The sequence below is a fragment of the Streptomyces sp. BK208 genome, from assembly GCF_004364245.1.
Classification (GTDB): domain Bacteria; phylum Actinomycetota; class Actinomycetes; order Streptomycetales; family Streptomycetaceae; genus Streptomyces.
In genome coordinates this window covers 295,112-312,454 of the sequence record NZ_SOAV01000009.1, presented here as the reverse complement: position 1 = coordinate 312,454, position 17,343 = coordinate 295,112, and the positions used below count along the sequence as shown (strand labels likewise).

The 17,343-nt window shown below is 70.5% G+C and carries 15 protein-coding genes; 5 read left to right on the top strand and 10 right to left on the bottom strand.

Features of this window, described 5'->3' with window-relative positions; all coding sequences use genetic code 11:
- Positions 1-15: 15 nt before the first annotated feature.
- The 4 genes from EV562_RS23440 to EV562_RS23425 form a co-directional block, all read right to left on the bottom strand.
- Entirely contained in the window at positions 16-510 is a 495-nt protein-coding gene (locus tag EV562_RS23440) for an LURP-one-related/scramblase family protein (RefSeq protein ID WP_133888791.1), read from the bottom strand.
- 80 nt (positions 511-590) lie between these two features.
- A complete protein-coding gene (locus EV562_RS23435; RefSeq protein ID WP_133888790.1) occupies positions 591-836 on the bottom strand; it encodes a DUF6458 family protein in 246 nt (81 codons plus the stop codon).
- A gap of 113 nt (positions 837-949) precedes the next feature.
- Positions 950-2,248 carry a M18 family aminopeptidase gene (locus tag EV562_RS23430; protein WP_133888789.1) on the bottom strand — a complete coding sequence of 433 codons (1,299 nt, stop codon included), beginning with the start codon at positions 2,246-2,248 and terminating at the stop codon, positions 950-952.
- Positions 2,249-2,328: 80 nt separating this feature from the next.
- Positions 2,329-4,155 (bottom strand): acyl-CoA dehydrogenase, encoded by a 1,827-nt coding sequence (locus tag EV562_RS23425; RefSeq protein WP_133888788.1) that lies wholly within the window; start codon positions 4,153-4,155, stop codon positions 2,329-2,331.
- A 149-nt stretch (positions 4,156-4,304) separates the two neighbouring features.
- Here EV562_RS23425 and EV562_RS23420 point away from each other — a divergent pair, with 149 nt between their 5' ends.
- The 3 genes from EV562_RS23420 (at position 4,305) to EV562_RS23410 (ending at position 7,028) form a co-directional block, all read left to right on the top strand.
- Positions 4,305-4,775, top strand: a complete 471-nt coding sequence (locus EV562_RS23420) for an SseB family protein (RefSeq protein WP_133888787.1) — start codon at positions 4,305-4,307, stop codon at positions 4,773-4,775.
- Between the two features lie 124 nt (positions 4,776-4,899).
- Positions 4,900-5,877, top strand: a complete 978-nt coding sequence (locus tag EV562_RS23415; protein WP_133888786.1) for a pirin family protein — start codon at positions 4,900-4,902, stop codon at positions 5,875-5,877.
- A 65-nt stretch (positions 5,878-5,942) separates the two neighbouring features.
- Positions 5,943-7,028, top strand: a complete 1,086-nt coding sequence (locus EV562_RS23410; protein ID WP_133888785.1) for an AI-2E family transporter — start codon at positions 5,943-5,945, stop codon at positions 7,026-7,028.
- Here the strand turns inward: EV562_RS23410 and EV562_RS23405 are convergent.
- Positions 6,959-9,124: a SpoIIE family protein phosphatase gene (locus EV562_RS23405; protein ID WP_133888784.1), complete on the bottom strand. Its 2,166-nt coding sequence runs from the start codon at positions 9,122-9,124 to the stop codon at positions 6,959-6,961. The two genes, EV562_RS23410 and EV562_RS23405, sit on opposite strands and share 70 nt — an antisense overlap.
- Positions 9,125-9,307: 183 nt before the next feature.
- Between EV562_RS23405 and aspS the strand changes: the two genes are divergently transcribed.
- Complete coding sequence (gene aspS / locus EV562_RS23400; protein ID WP_133888783.1) at positions 9,308-11,071, top strand: aspartate--tRNA ligase; 1,764 nt, start codon at positions 9,308-9,310, stop codon at positions 11,069-11,071.
- 70 nt (positions 11,072-11,141) lie between these two features.
- Here aspS and EV562_RS23395 read toward each other — a convergent pair whose 3' ends face one another.
- Together EV562_RS23395 and EV562_RS23390 are read right to left on the bottom strand one after the other, a co-directional pair.
- Positions 11,142-11,501 carry a hypothetical protein gene (locus EV562_RS23395; protein ID WP_133888782.1) on the bottom strand — a complete coding sequence of 120 codons (360 nt, stop codon included), beginning with the start codon at positions 11,499-11,501 and terminating at the stop codon, positions 11,142-11,144.
- Between the two features lie 100 nt (positions 11,502-11,601).
- On the bottom strand, positions 11,602-12,642 hold the full coding sequence (locus EV562_RS23390; RefSeq protein ID WP_133888781.1) for a hypothetical protein: 1,041 nt from the start codon (positions 12,640-12,642) through the stop codon (positions 11,602-11,604).
- Between the two features lie 411 nt (positions 12,643-13,053).
- On the opposite strand from EV562_RS23390, the gene EV562_RS23385 reads away from it, so the two are divergent.
- Positions 13,054-13,332 carry a hypothetical protein gene (locus EV562_RS23385; protein WP_133888780.1) on the top strand — a complete coding sequence of 93 codons (279 nt, stop codon included), beginning with the start codon at positions 13,054-13,056 and terminating at the stop codon, positions 13,330-13,332.
- Positions 13,333-13,485: 153 nt separating this feature from the next.
- Here the strand turns inward: EV562_RS23385 and EV562_RS23380 are convergent, their stop codons facing one another.
- The 3 genes from EV562_RS23380 to EV562_RS23370 all read right to left on the bottom strand — a co-directional run bounded on the left by EV562_RS23380 (position 13,486) and on the right by EV562_RS23370 (position 17,296).
- Positions 13,486-13,851: a PH domain-containing protein gene (locus tag EV562_RS23380; RefSeq protein ID WP_133888779.1), complete on the bottom strand. Its 366-nt coding sequence runs from the start codon at positions 13,849-13,851 to the stop codon at positions 13,486-13,488.
- A 102-nt stretch (positions 13,852-13,953) separates the two neighbouring features.
- The gene (metG, locus tag EV562_RS23375) at positions 13,954-15,570 is read right to left on the bottom strand and encodes a methionine--tRNA ligase (RefSeq protein WP_133888778.1); all 1,617 of its coding nucleotides are present in this window, start codon (positions 15,568-15,570) and stop codon (positions 13,954-13,956) included.
- A gap of 109 nt (positions 15,571-15,679) precedes the next feature.
- A complete protein-coding gene (locus EV562_RS23370) occupies positions 15,680-17,296 on the bottom strand; it encodes a VWA domain-containing protein (protein ID WP_133888777.1) in 1,617 nt (538 codons plus the stop codon).
- Positions 17,297-17,343: the final 47 nt, after the last annotated feature.

Genomic DNA, 17,343 nt, shown 5'->3' with positions numbered 1-17,343 from the left:
CCGGGCCGCGGGGCCTCAGTCGTCCTCCCGCTCCTTCTCCGCCAGGTGGATCACGCACACGGTGAGGGCGATGAGCAGCGCCGGGTCCGCGTCCTCCCGTACGACGTCCACGCCGTAGGTGTCGCGGAGGGTCAGCCACCGCCGGGAGATCACGGCCAGCAGTTCCCCGTCGTACTCGACGGCGAACTCCCGGTCGAGGATCTTGCCGCTGACGTCCAGTTCGGTGCCGTCGGCCAGGGTGACGCGGTAGTGGTTGCGCAGCAGGGAGAGACGTTTGCGCTTGATGCGCGCCAAGGGCTCGCCGGCCCGCTCGATCACCATCGTGTCGCGCAGGGCGAACATCTTCTGGTGGATGTCGATGAGCACGCGTCCCTGGGCGTCCTTCAGCTCCCAGGTGTCCCGCAGCCGCATCGCCTTGCCGTCGACGAGGAAGACCTTGTTGCCGTTGACGTCCTCGATCCAGTAGTCGTCACCGATGCCGAGGAGCCGGTCGTACACGAGGAATCTCATGTCCTGACCGCTTCCCCGCCGACCGCCGCGGGACGCGGGCGGTAGGCCGACAGGACGAGTGCCGTGTACGTCCGGCCGGCTCAGGCGCCGTAGCCGTTGTGGTAGCCGTCCTGCGTGTGGGGGCGGTCCTCGACGACCGGGGTCGTCGGCGGCATCATGACGCGGCGGCGCCGGGCGATGCTGCTGAACGTCGCGACGCCGATCAGGCCGACGACCATGAAGATCACGCCGACCAGGTCGAGGTTGACGCCCTGCATGTCCCAGTCGGTCGCGAACGTGAGGATGGCTCCCACGGCGATGAGGATGATGCACCCGCCGAGGCCCATGAGTGTTGCCTCCCTGTCAGAGCCGGTCGGTTCCGGGAATCCGGTCGATCCGGTTCCGTGCGGGTACCCCGGGTGTCAACCCTCATGCCGTGGGGCGGCGTTCGCGTTCCCGGCTACGGCTGGAGGAAGGCCACCAGGGCGTTCGCCAGCAGGTGCGGGTCGTCGGCGCCGCACAACTCCCGCACGCTGTGCATCGACAGGATGGCCACGCCGATGTCGACGGTGCTGATGCCGTGCCGGGCCGCGGTGATGGGGCCGATGGTGGTGCCGCACGGCATGGAGTTGTTGGAGACGAAGGTCTGGAAGGGGACGTCCGCCTTCTCGCAGGCCGCGGCGAACACCGCGCGTCCCGAACCGTCGGTGGCGTAGCGGTTGTTGACGTTGACCTTGAGGATCGGGCCGCCGTTGACGCGCGGGTGGTGCGTCGGGTCGTGCCGCTCCGCGTAGTTGGGGTGGACGGCGTGGCCCGTGTCGGAGGACAGGCAGACGGTGCCGGCGAAGGCGCGCGCCCGGTCCTCGTAGGAGCCGCCGCGGGAGAAGACCGAGCGCTCCAGGACGGTGCCGAGCAGCGGGCCGTCGGCGCCGGTGTCCGACTGCGAGCCGGTCTCCTCGTGGTCGAAGGCCGCCAGCACCGGGATGTACGGAAGTTCGGCGCCGGAGGCGGCGACGGCGGCCAGCGCGGCCGTCCCGGCGTGCACGGACAGCAGGTTGTCCATCCGCGGGCCGGCCACCAGCTCCCGGTCGCGGCCCAGGTACGCCGGGGGTTCCACGGGGTGCGTCATCAGGTCCCAGCCGGTGACCTCGCCGCGGGACAGGCCCGCCTCGTCCTCCAGGAAGGCGATCAGGTCGCCGTCGCGCACGGTGTCCCCCAGGCCCCAGACGGGCTGGAGGTGGCGCTGCTTGTCGAGCTTGAGGCCGTCCGCGGTGACGTTGCGGTCCATGTGGATGGCGAGTTGGGGGACGCGCAGCAGCGGACGGTCGACGTCGACCAGGCGGGTGGTGCCGTCGCGCAGCGAGAGACGACCGGCCAGACCGAGGTCGCGGTCGAGCCAGGAGTTCATCAGCGGGCCGCCGTAGATCTCCACGGCGACCTGGCGCCAGCCGTGGCCCCCGGTGTCCGGGCGGGGCTTGACGCGCAGGTTGGGGGAGTCGGTGTGGGCGCCGACGATGCGGAAGGGGGTGTGCGCCGCGGCACCCTCGGGGACGTACCAGGCCACGATCGCACCGCCGCGCAGCACGTACTTGCCGCCGCTCGTGGCCTCCCAGGCGTCGGTCTCCGCGACCTGGCGGAACCCGGCCTTCTCCAGCCGCTCGGCGGCGTTCGCCACGGCGTGGTACGGAGTCGGGCTCGCCGACAGGAAGGTCATCAGATCGTCGGTGTGGCCGCGGTCGAAGCGGGAGGGTGCGCTCATGGGGTTCACCTTAACGACGTACGAGGGCCCGTCTCCCGTCCGGCGGGAGCGGGCCCTCGTGGGGGCGGGACGGACCGGTCCTAGAAGGCCGCCTCGTCCAGCTCCATCAGGTCGAGCTCGACGCCCTGGGCGATCTTGCGGGCCAGGGTGAGGCCGGGCAGGACGTTGGCCGCGAAGAACTTCGCCGCGGCGATCTTGCCGGTGTAGAAGGCCTTGTCCTTGGCGGACGCGGTCGGCAGCTTCTCGACGGCGATGGCGGCGCCCTTGAGGAGCAGGTAGCCGACGATCACGTCACCGGAGGCCTGGAGCAGGCGGGTGGTGTTGAGGCCGACCTTATAGATGTTCTTGACGTCCTGCTCGGTGGCCGCGAGGTCGGTGAGCATCAGGCCGACGATGGCCTCCAGCTCGACGGCGGCCTTGGCCAGGTGCTCGCGGGCGCCGGACAGCTCCTCGCCGCCGGTGGCGAGCGCCAGGAACTTCTTGATGTCCTCGGCGAGCGAGTTCAGCGCGGCGCCCTGGTTGCGGACGATCTTCCGGAAGAAGTAGTCCTGGCCCTGGATCGCCGTGGTGCCCTCGTACAGGGTGTCGATCTTGGCGTCCCGGATGTACTGCTCGATCGGGTACTCCTGCAGGAAGCCGGAGCCGCCGAAGGTCTGGAGCGACTGGGCGAGCTGCTCGTAGGCCTTCTCGGAGCCGTAGCCCTTGACGACCGGCAGGAGCAGGTCGTTGAGGGCGTGCTCGGCCGAGGCGTCCTCGCCGCCCGCCTCCTTGAGCTGGATCTCGTCCTGCACCGAGGCGGTGTACATGACCAGGGCGCGCATGCCCTCGGCGTACGCCTTCTGCGTCATCAGGGAGCGGCGCACGTCCGGGTGGTGCGTGATGGTGACCTTGGGGGCCGTCTTGTCCATGAAGTTGGCCAGGTCGGGGCCCTGGACGCGCTCCTTGGCGTACTCCAGGGCGTTGAGGTAGCCCGTGGAGAGGGTGGAGATCGCCTTCGTGCCGACCATCATGCGGGCGAACTCGATGATGCGGAACATCTGGCGGATGCCGTCGTGCTTGTCGCCGATCAGCCAGCCCTTGGCGGGGTGGCGGTCGCCGAAGGTCATCTCGCAGGTGTTGGAGGCCTTCAGGCCCATTTTGTGCTCGACGTTGGTGGCGTAGACGCCGTTGCGCTCGCCCAGCTCACCGGTCTCGAAGTCGAACTCGTACTTCGGGACGAGGAAGAGGGACAGGCCCTTGGTGCCGGGTCCGGCGCCCTCGGGGCGGGCGAGGACGTAGTGGAGGATGTTCTCCGACATGTCGTGCTCGCCGGAGGTGATGAAGCGCTTCACGCCCTCGATGTGCCAGGAGCCGTCCTCCTGCTGCACGGCCTTGGTGCGGCCGGCGCCGACGTCCGAGCCGGCGTCCGGCTCGGTGAGCACCATGGTGGAGCCCCACTGCTTCTCGACGGCGATCGAGGCGATGTGCTTCTGGACCTCGTTGCCCTCCTCGAAGAGGATGCCGGCGAACGCCGGGCCGGAGGAGTACATCCACACGGCCGGGTTGGCGCCGAGGATCAGCTCCGCGTACGCCCAGATCAGGGAGCGCGGCGAGGTGGTGCCGCCGATCTCCTCGGGCAGGCCGAGGCGCCAGTACTCGGAGTCCATGAAGGCCTGGTAGCTCTTCTTGAAGGACGCCGGGACCGGAGCGGTGTTGGTCTCCGGGTCGAAGACCGGCGGGTTGCGGTCGGCGTCGGCGAAGGACTCGGCCAGCTCGTTCTCGGAGAGGCGGGTCAGCTCCTCCAGGACGCTCCTGGCGGTGTCCGTGTCCATCTCCGCGAACGGGCCCGTGCCGTACACCTTGTCACGGCCGAGCACCTCGAAGAGGTTGAACTCGATGTCCCGGAGATTCGGCTTGTAGTGCCCCATGGCGACGGCTCCGTTGAGAGATCGGCGAGGCACTCGCTCCTCGCATCCGTACACGTACCAACTAGTAGCTCCGATGATGCTACCCGTCGGTAATAAGAAGCAACCCCGAGCCGCCCATCTGTGACTCGTTACTCGTTACTCTGTGCTGCATGTACGGCTACGACCAGACCGCGGGCCAACAGCAGCAGCAGTACTCCCCGCCCCCGCAGCAGCCGATGGCCGGCGGGTACGGGCAGCAGCCGCCGCTGTACCCCGAGCCGTCCCCGCCCTCGCTCGCGGACGCGGTGCGCGCCTTCACCACCGGCCAGATGTCCGCCGAGGACTTCCAGCAGATCTTCGCGACGTCGAAGGTCTACTGCCCCCGCGGCGACAATCCCGGCTTCCTCGCGCTGCACAACACCCAGCAGCCGGTGATCCCCATGTTCACCGGGCTGAAGGAGCTGCGGCGGTACGCGGGCAAGGAGTCCAAGTACTTCGTGATCACCGGCGCGGAGGTGATCGACCTGCTGCCGACCGGCTACGGCTTCGTCCTGGACATGGAGGGTGAGCACCGGATGGTCTTCGATGCGAAGGCCGTCGAACAGATGGTCGATTTCGCCATGCGCCGCATGTACGGCTGACCCGTCGTCGTCGCCGTCGCCTGCCGTGAGCCCGGAGGGAATGCCCTCCGGGCTTTCGTGGTTCGGGGTAGCAAGAAGTTCAACGCTCAACTAAAGTGGTCGCACACCGCCCGAGGAGGTCGACATGCCTGCCGTGACCGTCGAGAACCCGTTGACGCTGCCCCGCGTCTCCGCACCCGCCGACGCCGTCGCACGCCCCGTGCTCACCGTCACGACCGCGCCCAGCGGTTTCGAGGGCGAGGGCTTCCCGGTGCGCCGCGCGTTCGCCGGGATCAACTACCGCCACCTCGACCCGTTCATCATGATGGACCAGATGGGAGAGGTGGAGTACGCGCCCGGCGAGCCCAAGGGCACCCCGTGGCACCCCCACCGCGGCTTCGAGACCGTGACCTACATCGTCGACGGGATCTTCGACCACCAGGACTCCAACGGCGGCGGCGGCACCATCACCAACGGCGACACCCAGTGGATGACGGCGGGCTCCGGCCTGCTGCACATCGAGGCGCCGCCGGAGCAGCTGGTGATGTCGGGCGGGCTGTTCCACGGGCTCCAGCTGTGGGTGAACCTGCCGGCCAAGGACAAGATGATGGCCCCCAGGTACCAGGACATCCGCAGCGGCAGCGTCCAGCTGCTCACCTCCCCCGACGGCGGCGCCCTGCTCCGCGTCATCGCCGGTGAGCTGGGCGGACACGAGGGCCCCGGGATCACGCACACGCCGATCACGATGGTCCACGCGACGCTGGCGCCGGGCGCCGAGGTCACCCTGCCCTGGCGGGAGGACTTCAACGGCCTGGCGTACGTGATGGCCGGGCGCGGGTCGGTGGGTGCCGAACGGCGGCCGGTGCACCTCGGGCAGACCGCCGTCTTCGGCGCCGGGGGCTCGCTGACCGTCCGCGCGGACGAGAAGCAGGACTCCCGCACGCCGGACCTGGAGGTCGTCCTCCTCGGCGGCCGGCCCATCCGTGAGCCCATGGCGCACTACGGGCCGTTCGTGATGAACACCCGCGACGAACTCCAGCAGGCCTTCGAGGACTTCCAGAAGGGCCGGCTCGGCACGGTCCCGGCGGTGCACGGGATGTCCGCCGAGGGTCCCGGCGCCTGACCGTGCGTCACCCGGGCGGGCCGTCCACGCAGGACAGCCCGCCCGGTGCGTGATCGGGTGGAAGCGTGTCCCTGCTCCCCGGTCCGGTCCGTCGCTTCGCCGCCTGGTGCGCCGTCGTCCTGCTCGCCAGCGGTGTGGTCTACGTCGCGATCCGGCTCTGCGTGGAGCTTCGCACCGCGGTGACGCCGGCGCTGCTCGCGCTGCTCGGCACCGCCCTGCTCCGGCCGCTGCACCGGCGGCTGGTGAAGGCCCATGTGCAGCGGTCGCTGGCCGCCGGACTGACCTGCGCGGCCGTGCTGGCCGTGGTCGGCGGGGCCGTGTACATCGTGGTCTCCGCGCTCGTGGAGACCGGCGACCAGATCGTCGCCTCGCTGCGGGACGCGGCCAAGGGCATCGCCGAGCACTTCGGTGCGGCCGGCACCTCGCTGGACGACGTCGCCTCCAACGCCCGTGAACTGCTGGGCAAGTTCGGCGGCACCGCCGCCTCGGGGGTGGTGACCGGCATCAGCGTCGTCGGCGAGATGCTGGCCATGGCCGTGCTGGCCCTGCTGCTCGTCTTCTTCTTCCTGCGCGACTCCGACCGGGCCACCGGCACGGTGCGCGCCCTCGCCCCGCCGGGCGCCGCGGACACGGTCGAGGCCATGGCCCGGCGGGCGTTCGGGGCCGTCGAGGGCTTCATGCGGGGCACCACCCTGATCGCCCTCATCGACGCGGTCTGCATCACCGTCGGGCTGCTCGTCCTGCGCGTCCCCGGCGCGGTCGGGCTCGGGGCGCTGGTCTTCGTCGGCGCCTACATCCCCTATCTCGGCGCGTTCATCTCCGGCGCCGTCGCGGTGCTGGTGGCACTGGCCGACCGGGGGTTCGTCATCGCGCTGTGGGCTCTCGGCGTGGTGCTGGCCGTGCAGGTGCTGGAGGGTCATGTGCTCCAGCCGATGGTGCAGAGCCGCACGGTCCAGATGCACCCGGCCGTCGTGCTGCTGGCGCTCACCGCGGGCGCCTCGGTGGCGGGCATCCTGGGGATGCTCCTCGCCGTGCCGCTGACCGCCGCGGCCTTCGGGATCGTGCACGAACTCCAGGGGCGTTACGAGGCCGCCGGCACCTCCGGGCGGGCCGCGGGGCCGGAGTCGTCGTCGGGGTCGGCGGACTCGTAGAGCTCGTACCAGATGCTCTTGCCCTCGCCGCGCGGGGCGACGCCCCACGCGTCCGCGAGCAGCTCGATCAGCATCAGCCCGCGCCCGGAGGACGCCATCTCCCCCGGCCTGCGCTTGTGCGGCAGGTCGTCGCCGTGGTCGGTGACCTCCACGCGGATCCGCCGCTCACCCGGCTCCCCCACCACCTCGGCGACGAGCAGGGCGTCGGTGTCGGTGTGGACCAGGACGTTCGTCAGCATCTCGGAGAGCAGCAGCACCGCCGCGTCCCGCTGCTCCTCGCCGGGCCAGTCGTGCAGCAGGTCGCGCAGGTGCTGCCGGGCGGTGGCGATCCGGGCCGGCTCGGCCTGGGCGATCGTCAGCATCGTGCGCCGGACCGGTGCCCGGGCCGCGGTGGACTCGCCGCAGCCGCAGCCCTCGCCCTGCCGGCACAGCAGCAGCAGCGCGATGTCGTCCTCCCGGCGGTCGGCGAGCGGCCCGGTGGTGTGGTGCGAGGAGGGACCGTGCACGGCCTGGACCAGCGCGTCGGCCAGCTCCTCCAGACCCCCGGTGTGCTCCTCCAGGATCACGCGCAGGCGGTGCCAGCCGCTCTGCAGATCGTGGCCGCCGGTCTCGACCAGGCCGTCCGTGCACAGCATCAGGGTGTCCCCGGGCGCCAGGGCGAGCCGCGTCGTCGGGTAGTCCGAGTCGGGGTCGATGCCCAGCGGCAGTCCGCCCGCCGTGGCGAGGATCAGCGCCGTGCCGTCGGCCATCCGCACCACCGGGTCGAGGTGCCCGGCGCGGGCGCTCTCCACGGTGCCGGTGGCGGGGTCGACCTCGGCGTAGTAGCAGGTCGCGAAGCGCAGGTCGCCCGGGTCGTCCTCGGACGTGGCGAGGCTGTGGAAGAAGTGCGAGGCGCGGGCGAGCACCGCGTCGGGCCGGTGGCCCTCGGAGGCGTAGGCGCGCAGGGCGATGCGCAGCTGGCCCATCAGCCCGGCCGCTCGCACGTCGTGGCCCTGGACGTCGCCGATCACCAGGGCGATGCGGCCCCCGGGCAGCGGGATCATGTCGTACCAGTCGCCGCCGACCTGGAGGCCGCCGCCGGTGGGGACGTAGCGGGCGGCGACGTCCATGCCGGGGATCTGCGGGCCGAGCATGGGCAGCATGGAGCGTTGCAGCCCCTCGGCCAGTTCCCGCTGGGTCTCGGCGGCGCCCGCCCGGGACAGGGCCTGGGCCAGCATCCGCGCCACCGTGGTGAGCACGGAGCGCTCGTCGGGCGTGAAGGCGACCGGATACGTGAAGGCCGCCATCCAGGCGCCCATGGTGCGGCCCGCCACCGTCAGCGGCAGGAAGGCCCAGGAGTGGCGGCCGAAGCGCTCGGCGAGGGGCCAGGTGAGGGGGTACCGGTGCCGGTACTGCCCGGGGGAGGAGAGGTAGACGGCCCGGCCGGTGCGCACCACCTCGGCAGCCGGGTAGTCCGTCTCCAGCGGCATGTCGATGAACGGGTTCATGTCCCGCTGGGGCTGCCCGTGGTGGCCGATGACGGTGAGCCGGTCGCCCGAGACCCCGAAGACCGCGAGGCCGTCCGGGGAGAACCCCGGCATCGACAGCCCGGCCGCGACCCGCAGCACCTCCTCGGTGGACCGCGCCTCGGCCAGCGCCCGGCCCGCGTCCAGCAGGAAGGCCTCCCGCGAGCGGCGCCACTCGCCGGTGACCGCGCTGCGCCCGGCGGGGGTGCCCGGCCTCGGCTCGGCGACCTCCTGGAGGGTGCCGGTCAGCTCGTACGCCTTGCGCACGGGGTCGAACGAGGGCTTGGAGCGGCTGCGGACGACCCGGACGATGTGGCCGTGCTCGTCCATGATCCGGATCCGGACCTCGGCGAGGGTGTTCTCGGCGACGGCGAGCTGGACCACCCCGGTGATCTCGTTCCAGTCCACCGGGTGCAGCCGGGCCCGCACCTGCGCCTCCGTGAGGCACGCCTGTTCCGCCGGGAGACCGAGCAGGCGGGCGGTCTCCGCGTCCACCGTCACCTCGCCGGTGGCGGTGTCCCAGTGCCACAGTCCGGTCGCGAGGGCGGCAAGGACGTCCTCCACCTCGGGCAGGGGCTCACCAGTGCGCATTGCCCCACTTTAAGAAGAGGTGATCGGACGCTGCCACCGGTCGCCGCGGCCCCGGACCGGCTCCGTGGCGCGTCCGGGGCGGGCCGATGCGGAGGAAGGCAGCCGTGGCTGCCCGGTACGCTGGGGTTGTTTCACGTGAAACGCGAAACGCATCCCCGACCCGCGAAGGCTGGATGAACGACGATGCATCGGTACAGGTCCCACACCTGCGGCGAGCTCCGCTCCTCTGACGTCGGCACCGACGTCCGACTGAGTGGCTGGCTGCACAATCGGCGCGACCTGGGCGGCATCCTCTTCATCGATCTGCGCGATCACTACGGCATCACGCAGCTCGTCGCCCGTCCGGGCACCGAGGCCTACGAGGCGCTGGACAAGCTCACCAAGGAATCGACCGTTCGGGTCGACGGCAAGGTCGTCTCCCGCGGCGCCGAGAACATCAACCCCGACCTGCCCACCGGCGAGATCGAGGTCGAGGTCGGCGAGGTCGAGCTGCTCGGCGCCGCCCAGCCGCTGCCCTTCACCATCAACACCGAGGACGGGGTCAACGAGGAGCGGCGCCTGGAGTACCGCTTCCTGGACCTGCGCCGCGAGCGCATGCACCGCAACATCATGCTGCGCACGTCGGTCATCTCCTCGATCCGCAGCAAGATGGTGGCCCTGGGCTTCAACGAGATGGCGACGCCCATCCTCACCGCCACCTCCCCCGAGGGCGCCCGCGACTTCGTGGTCCCCTCCCGCCTGCACGCGGGCCGCTTCTACGCCCTGCCGCAGGCACCGCAGCAGTTCAAGCAGCTGCTGATGATCTCCGGCTTCGACCGGTACTTCCAGATCGCACCCTGCTTCCGTGACGAGGACGCCCGCGCCGACCGCTCGCCGGGCGAGTTCTACCAGCTCGACGTCGAGATGAGCTTCGTCGAGCAGGAGGACGTCTTCCAGCCGGTCGAGCGGCTGATGACGGAGCTGTTCGAGGAGTTCGGCAACGGCCGCCACGTGACCTCGCCGTTCCCGCGCATCCCGTTCCGCGAGGCGATGCTGAAGTACGGCTCCGACAAGCCGGACCTGCGCGCCCGGCTGGAGCTGGTCGACATCACCGACGTCTTCGAGGGCTCGGAGTTCAAGGCCTTCGCCGGCAAGCACGTGCGCGCGCTGCCCGTCCCGGACGTCGCCGCCCAGCCCCGCAAGTTCTTCGACCAGCTCGGCGACTACGCCGTCTCGCAGGGCGCCAAGGGCCTGGCCTGGGTCCGCGTCGGCGAGGACGGCAAGCTGTCCGGCCCGATCGCGAAGTTCCTCACCGAGGAGAACGTCGCGGAGCTGACCAAGCGACTGTCGCTGGCCGCCGGCCACGCGGTGTTCTTCGGCGCGGGCGAGTTCGACGAGGTCTCGAAGATCATGGGCGCGGTGCGCGTCGAGGCCGCCCGGCGCGCCGGGCACTTCGAGGAGAACGTCTTCCGGTTCTGCTGGATCGTCGACTTCCCGATGTACGAGAAGGACGAGGAGACGGGGAAGATCGACTTCTCCCACAACCCCTTCTCGATGCCGCAGGGCGGCATGGACGCCCTGCAGAACCAGGACCCGTTGGACATCCTGGCCTGGCAGTACGACATCGTCTGCAACGGCGTGGAGCTGTCCTCCGGCGCGATCCGGAACCACGAGCCGGAGATCATGCTCAAGGCCTTCGAGATCGCGGGCTACGACGCGGCGACGGTCGAGCGCGAGTTCGCCGGCATGCTGCGCGCGTTCCGCTTCGGCGCCCCGCCGCACGGCGGCATCGCCCCCGGTGTCGACCGCATCGTCATGCTGCTGGCCGACGAGCCCAACATCCGCGAGACCATCGCCTTCCCGCTCAACGGCAACGCCCAGGACCTGATGATGGGCGCCCCGACCGAGCTGGACGAGTCCCGGCTGAGGGAGCTGCACCTGACGGTGCGCAAGCCGCAGCCGAAGTAGCGGCCGGTACGAGAAGGGCCCCGCACCGGGGATCATCCGGTGCGGGGCTCTTCCCGTTTCGCCCGTGCGGTCAGGCCGCCGGACGCCGGGTCGCGGGGGTGCCCGCGTCTGTGTCCCGGCGCTGGTGGGCGGCCGAGTCGCCGCGGGTGTCCCTGAGGGTCTGGCACACCATGCCGACCGCGCCCAGGAGGACGACGAATCCGGTGAGGACCAACGCCACCACCACGTCCCGGGTACGGGGCAGCTGTCCGTAGCCGTAGGCGGCGGTGAAGGCGGCGATGGCGGTCATCGCCGTCCAGAAGCCGGGCGTCCGCAGCCGTCGGCGGACGTGTGCGGGGAGCACCGGCACGGGGATGTCGAGCTTGCGGACCCAGTGCGGCTGCTGGACCCGTTGCGGCAGCGGGGTGACGTTGTCGTCGGTGGGGTTCATGCGACGTTCCTTCGCACAGGTGGGGACGGTGGGGATGGGGGTGCTGCGGCCCGCCCGCCGGTGACGTCCGAGGAGGCGGCGCGGCGCCGGCGGGCGGAGGTCAGCGGGCGGCAAGCGGGACCCGGCCGAGGTGCTGGGCGAGGTTCTTGGCGTTGATCTCGTACCGTCCCAGCACCAACCCGGGGATGTCGGTTCCTGCGGCCAGCGAGGAGGCCAGCAGCCCGGTGCACTGCCAGGGCGCGAGGACGGTGCCGCCCTCGGTGAGGGGTCGGACGAAGAAGCCGTGTGCGGCGGCCACGAGCACCACGGCCGACTCCAGGACGTGTCCGCCGTGGTAGACCGCCAGCGGGATGTGACCGCCGATCAGGGCCTCGGTGATGGCCGAGGCGGTGTCGTCGACGAACTGGACGTGGGCACAGAGCTGTTCGGGCAGCGGCGAGGGAAGGGCGCGGAACTCCTTGGGCAGGATGGCGTATCCGGGTGCCACAGGGTGGCGGACGTCGTCCTCGGTGCGCAGCTTCCAGTCGCCCTCGGGCAGCAGCAACCGGTAGGCGTCGGAGCAGTCGGCGGCCATGGCCTGACGGGCGGTGGCGACGGCCGCCGCGATCGGCTCACCCGGGACCTTGGCCAGGACGGACAGGGAGGCGGCCCAGGGGTGGCTGGTGACCAGCAGGTCCTGGAGCGAACCGCACAGGGCGACCGACACGAAGGCCCGGTCCTCCGCGATGCACCTGCGGACCTGCTCGAGGCGCCGGGCCGGGTCGCCGTGCGGACCGATGACCTCCAGTGCGTCGGTGTCGAGGTCCGTGCGCTCCCACAGCATTCCGCGGACGCCGGAGGAGATGTCGGTGAGCGCGCCCACGGTCTTCTCGCGCCAGAACGCGCGGGCCCGGGGCACCCCGGCGACCGGAGGGACGGCCCGGAGGGGGGCCGGGTCGTGGAGGAGGGCGAGCTTCTCCTCGGGGGACTGCGGCTCCGGTAGGACGTGGCGCGACTGGTCGACGTCGAGGTCGCGGACGAGGTGGGAGGACCCGCCGGCGATGGCCCGCACCGCCTCTTCGGCGGTGGCGCGCGCCAGCTCCGCCGAAATCCTGGGCGTCGACGGTACTCCGCCGCTCTCAGAACCGCCGTGAGACTTCACCGGTACCTCCTGGCTCTCAGCTTCCGGGGTCTGCTCGTCAGACTACACGCGCCACGAACGACAGAGAGGTGACACGTCCAGTAGTTCTCAAGTTATTACTACGAGAGCACTGATTGCCTCTGACGAGGGACGACTTGAGGTTGCGGGACGGTGAGGGGTCATCGGGCCGTTTCCGGAAGGCGCTCGGGTCGTTTGACGAGTCGGGACTTCGGGGAGTTACTCAGTCGACACGCCTTGCTGTGAGAGTGAGGTAACTACGAGATACCCGCACTACAGCACTACAGAACGACTAGTGTGGACCGCCGGAGTTCGTTCCGTTCCCTGGCACTTCTGTGCCCGGGTGCGACAGTAACCGGCGTGCCGTCGTCCGTCTGGTCGGCGGCGGCATGCCCTCGTCGGAAAGAGGGTTCCATGACCGAACACACCCGGAAGACAGCTCGTCAAGGGGACAAGGAGCGGCAGATCGTCGTCTCCGTGCGATTTCCCGAACCACTGTTGCAGAAGGTGAACGCCTACGCCGATGTGGTGGATGCCAGCGCGAACGCCGTCATTCGTGAGGCCGTGGAAGAGCACATCCGGGCCCAGGTCCGTACACCGGAGTTCCAGCGCAGGAGCAAGGAGTACCTGAGGCGGGCCCAGGAACAGATCGCCGTCCTGGAGGACGAGGAGCCGACCGCCCTTGTCTCCTGAGCGACCACACGGAGGGGAGCTGGTGCCGACGGGGGTGGCACGAGCGGCGGGCCGCTTCGGCACGGAGAACGGCGGACGGGGTGCCGGACCCCGCGGGTCCGGCACCCCGTCCGATGCCGCACGCCGGGATCACCCGGCCTCACGGGGGAACGGCTAGCGCGCCACGAACTGGGTCAGGATCGCCTGGACCTCGTAGATGTCGACGCCCTTGGTGAAGGTCTTCTGGATGGGCGCCTGGGAACCGGACAGCCAGATCTTCAGCTCGGCGTCCAGGTCGAGGTGGCCGGCCGTCTCCACCGCGAAGTGCGTGATGCTGCGGTACGGGATCGAGTGGTACTCGGTCTTCTTGCCGGTGATGCCCTGCTTGTCGACCAGCAGCAGCCGACGGTCGGTGAACATGATGGTGTCGCGTATCAGCAGGTAGGCGGCGTGCACCTGCTCGCCGTGGCCGAGCAGACGGGCGTACTCCTGCTGGGCCTGAGCCGGGTCGATGCTGTGCGCGTTGCCGAACAGTGCCATGGAAAGTCCCCCCACGTGAGATGGCTGTCGTTCGATCTTCGCAAACGCGGAGGGCCCGGGAGAAGCCTCTGCTTCTCCCGGGCCCCTGCTGTAGCGAGCGCGTTACGCGGTCGGCTTCTCCTCAAGACGCGGGAAGAGCACCGCGCCCTTGGTGACGGTGGCGCCGGCGGACAGCCGGCCCCAGTCCGCCGCGTCCTGGACCCGCTGGTCCGCGAGGGCTCCCAGGGAGGCCTCGGCACCGAGGGAGTCCCAGAGCTTCTGGGAAGTGTCCGGCATGACGGGGTTGAGCAGGACCGCCACCGCGCGCAGGGACTCCGCGGCCGTGTAGAGGATCGTCGCCAGGCGGGCCCTGCCCTCCGGCGAGTCGTCCTTGGCGACCTTCCACGGCTCCTGCTCCGTGATGTAGCCGTTGACCTGCTTCACGAAGTCGAAGACCGCCAGGATGCCGCCCTGGAAGTCCAGCTCCTCGCCGATCTTCCGGTCGGCCTCCGCGACCGCCTTGGTCAGGCCGTCGTGGATCGCCTTCTCCGCGTCACCGTCGGCCGTCGCGGCCGGCAGCTCGCCGCCGAAGTACTTGTTGACCATCGCCGCCACGCGGGAGGCGAGGTTGCCGTAGTCGTTGGCCAGCTCGCTGGTGTAGCGGGCGGAGAAGTCCTCCCAGGAGAACGAGCCGTCCTGGCCGAACGCGATCGCGCGCAGGAAGTACCAGCGGTACGCGTCCACGCCGAAGTGCGAGGTCAGGTCCTGCGGCTTGATGCCGGTCAGGTTGGACTTGCTCATCTTCTCGCCGCCGACCATCAGCCAGCCGTTCGCGGCGATCTTCCCGGGCAGCGGCAGGCCCTGCGCCATCAGCATGGCCGGCCAGATGATCGCGTGGAAGCGGAGGATGTCCTTGCCGACCAGGTGCACGTCGGCGGGGAACGTCGACTCGAACTTCTCCGGGTTCTCGTTGTAGCCGACCGCCGTGGCGTAGTTCAGCAGGGCGTCGACCCACACGTAGATGACGTGCTTGTCGTCCCAGGGGACCGGCACGCCCCAGTCGAAGGTCGAGCGGGAGATGGAGAGGTCCTGGAGGCCCTGGCGGACGAAATTCACGACCTCGTTGCGCGCGGACTCGGGCTGGATGAAGCCCGGGTTGGCCTCGTAGTGGGCGAGCAGCTTCTCGCTGTACGCGCTCAGCTTGAAGAAGTAGTTCTCCTCGCTGAGGATCTCCACCGGCTTCTTGTGGATCGGGCACAGCTTCTGGCCCGCGTACTCGCCCTCGCCGTCGAGCAGCTCGCCGGGGAGCTTGTACTCCTCGCAGCCCACGCAGTACGGGCCCTCGTAGCCGCCCTTGTAGATCTCGTCCTTGTCGTACAGGTCCTGCACGAACTCCTGGACGCGGTCGGTGTGCCGCTTCTGCGTGGTGCGGATGAAGTCGTCGTTCGCGATCTCCAGGTGCTCCCACAGGGGCTTCCAGGCCTCCGTGACGAGCTTGTCGGCCCAGGCCTGCGGGGTGACCCCGTTCGCCTCGGCCGTGCGCATGATCTTCTGACCGTGCTCGTCCGTGCCGGTGAGGTACCACACCTTCTCACCGCGCTGGCGGTGCCAGCGGGTGAGCACGTCGCCTGCGACGGTCGTATAGGCGTGGCCCAGGTGAGGAGCGTCGTTGACGTAGTAGATGGGGGTCGAGACGTAGTACGCCTTCGCCCCCTGCTTCTCGGTTCCAGTGGCCGCCATGGTCGAAATCCTACTGGTCCGGCCGGGCTCGCCTCACACGCGTTTCGGGGGGTGGACGGGGGTTCCCCGTCCACCCCCCGAGGGTGGCTCCGGCGCGTGCCGGCGGGACCTACGGGCGCCAGGCGGCCAGGACGCCCTCGTAGAGCTCCTTGTCGGTGAGCTCCTTGGGCGTCTCGCCGGCCAGGAAGTGGGAGGCGTTGCCCGTCTTCAGCTTGCGGAGGTAGTCGAAGGCCTTGTTCTCCGGGTCGCCGAACGCCACGAAGGCGAAGTGGACGTGCGGGTGGTTCGCCGCGGCGTCCGTCAGGGCCTGGGTGGCGGGGGTCTTGGCGTCGGGGGCGCCGTCGGTCTGGAAGACCACCAGGGCGGGGGTGCCGGGGGCGGCCTCCTTGTCGTGGTGGGCGAGGACGGCCTCGACGGCGGCGTGGTAGCTGGTGCGGCCCATGCGGCCGAGCACCGCGTGCAGCTCGTCGATCTTGTTCTCGTGGTCGGTGAGGGTCAGCTCGCCGGTGCCGTCCAGCTCGGTGGAGAAGAACGTGACGTGGACCGTGGCCTCGGGGTCGAGGTGCGCCGCGAGGGCGAGGGTCTGCTCGGCGAGGGCCTGGGCGGAGCCGTCCTTGTAGTACGGGCGCATGGACGCGGAGCGGTCGAGGACGAGGTGGACCTTGGCGCGGGCGCCGGTGAGGTCGTGCTTCTTGAGGGCGGTGCCGGCTGCCTTGTAGGCGGCGGCGAGGCCGGGGGCGTGGGAGCGGAGGCGGGTGGCGGGGGTGGCGGGCTTAGCCTCCGGCTGGGCGGGCGCCGGGGACGCCTCGGCTTCGCCTTCGGCGTTCCGGTTCCCACCCGCACCACCCGTGGCGGATTCGTTGTCGGGTGCGGGTGGCCCCTGTGGGGTGTCCTCGCCGTCGGCGGGTGCGGGGTGCGTGGTCGCGGGATCGGCCTCGGCTGCCTTCGGCTCCGCCTTGGCTGCCTTCGGCTTCGGCTTCGGCTTCGGCTCCGGCTTGGCCTCGGGCTCCGCCTTGGCCTCGGGCTCGGGCTTGGCCTTCGTCTCGGGCTCGGGCTCGGGCTTGGCCTTGGCTTCCGGCTTCGCCTTGGCCTCGGGCTCGGACTCGGGCTTCACCTTCGTCTCGGGCTCGGACTCGGGCTTCGCCTTCGTCTCGGGCTCGGGCTTGGCCTCGGGCTTCGCCTTCGTCTCGGGCTTGGCCTCGGGCTTGGCCTCGGGCTCGGCCTTCGGCTTCGGCTTGGTCTCCGGCTCCGCCTTGGTCTTCGGCTCGGTCTTCGCTGCCTCGGGCTCCGGCTTGGCTTCCGGTGCTGCCTTCGGCTTCGCCTCGGTTGCCTCGGGCTTCGGTTCCGGCTCGGCTGCCTCTGGAGCCGCCTCCGCTTCCGGTGCTGCGTTCGGCTTCGGCTCGGCGGCCGCCTCCGGCTCCGGGGTCGATTCCGCTTCCGGGGTGGGCGTCGGGTCCGTCGGCTTGGGGACCGTGACGTTGGTGAAGGCGGCCTTGACGAGGTCGTGCTCGTCGGGGGTGGGTTCCGAGCGGGGCTCGGGGATCTGGGAGGACTCCGGCTGGGCCGGCGTCTCGGCCGGTTCCGGGGGCGCGGTGGGCTGGGACGGGAGCTTCGGCTCCGGCGCGGTGACCGGCGGTGCCGTCTCCTGCGTCGCACCCTCCGCCTGGGCGGCCCGTTCTTTGCGTGACCGGCCGAACGCGTTCCGCAGGAGAGTGAGAATGCCCATGTGCGCAACCCTTCGGGTGAGTTGATGCCGTCAATCCCTGGCCAGGA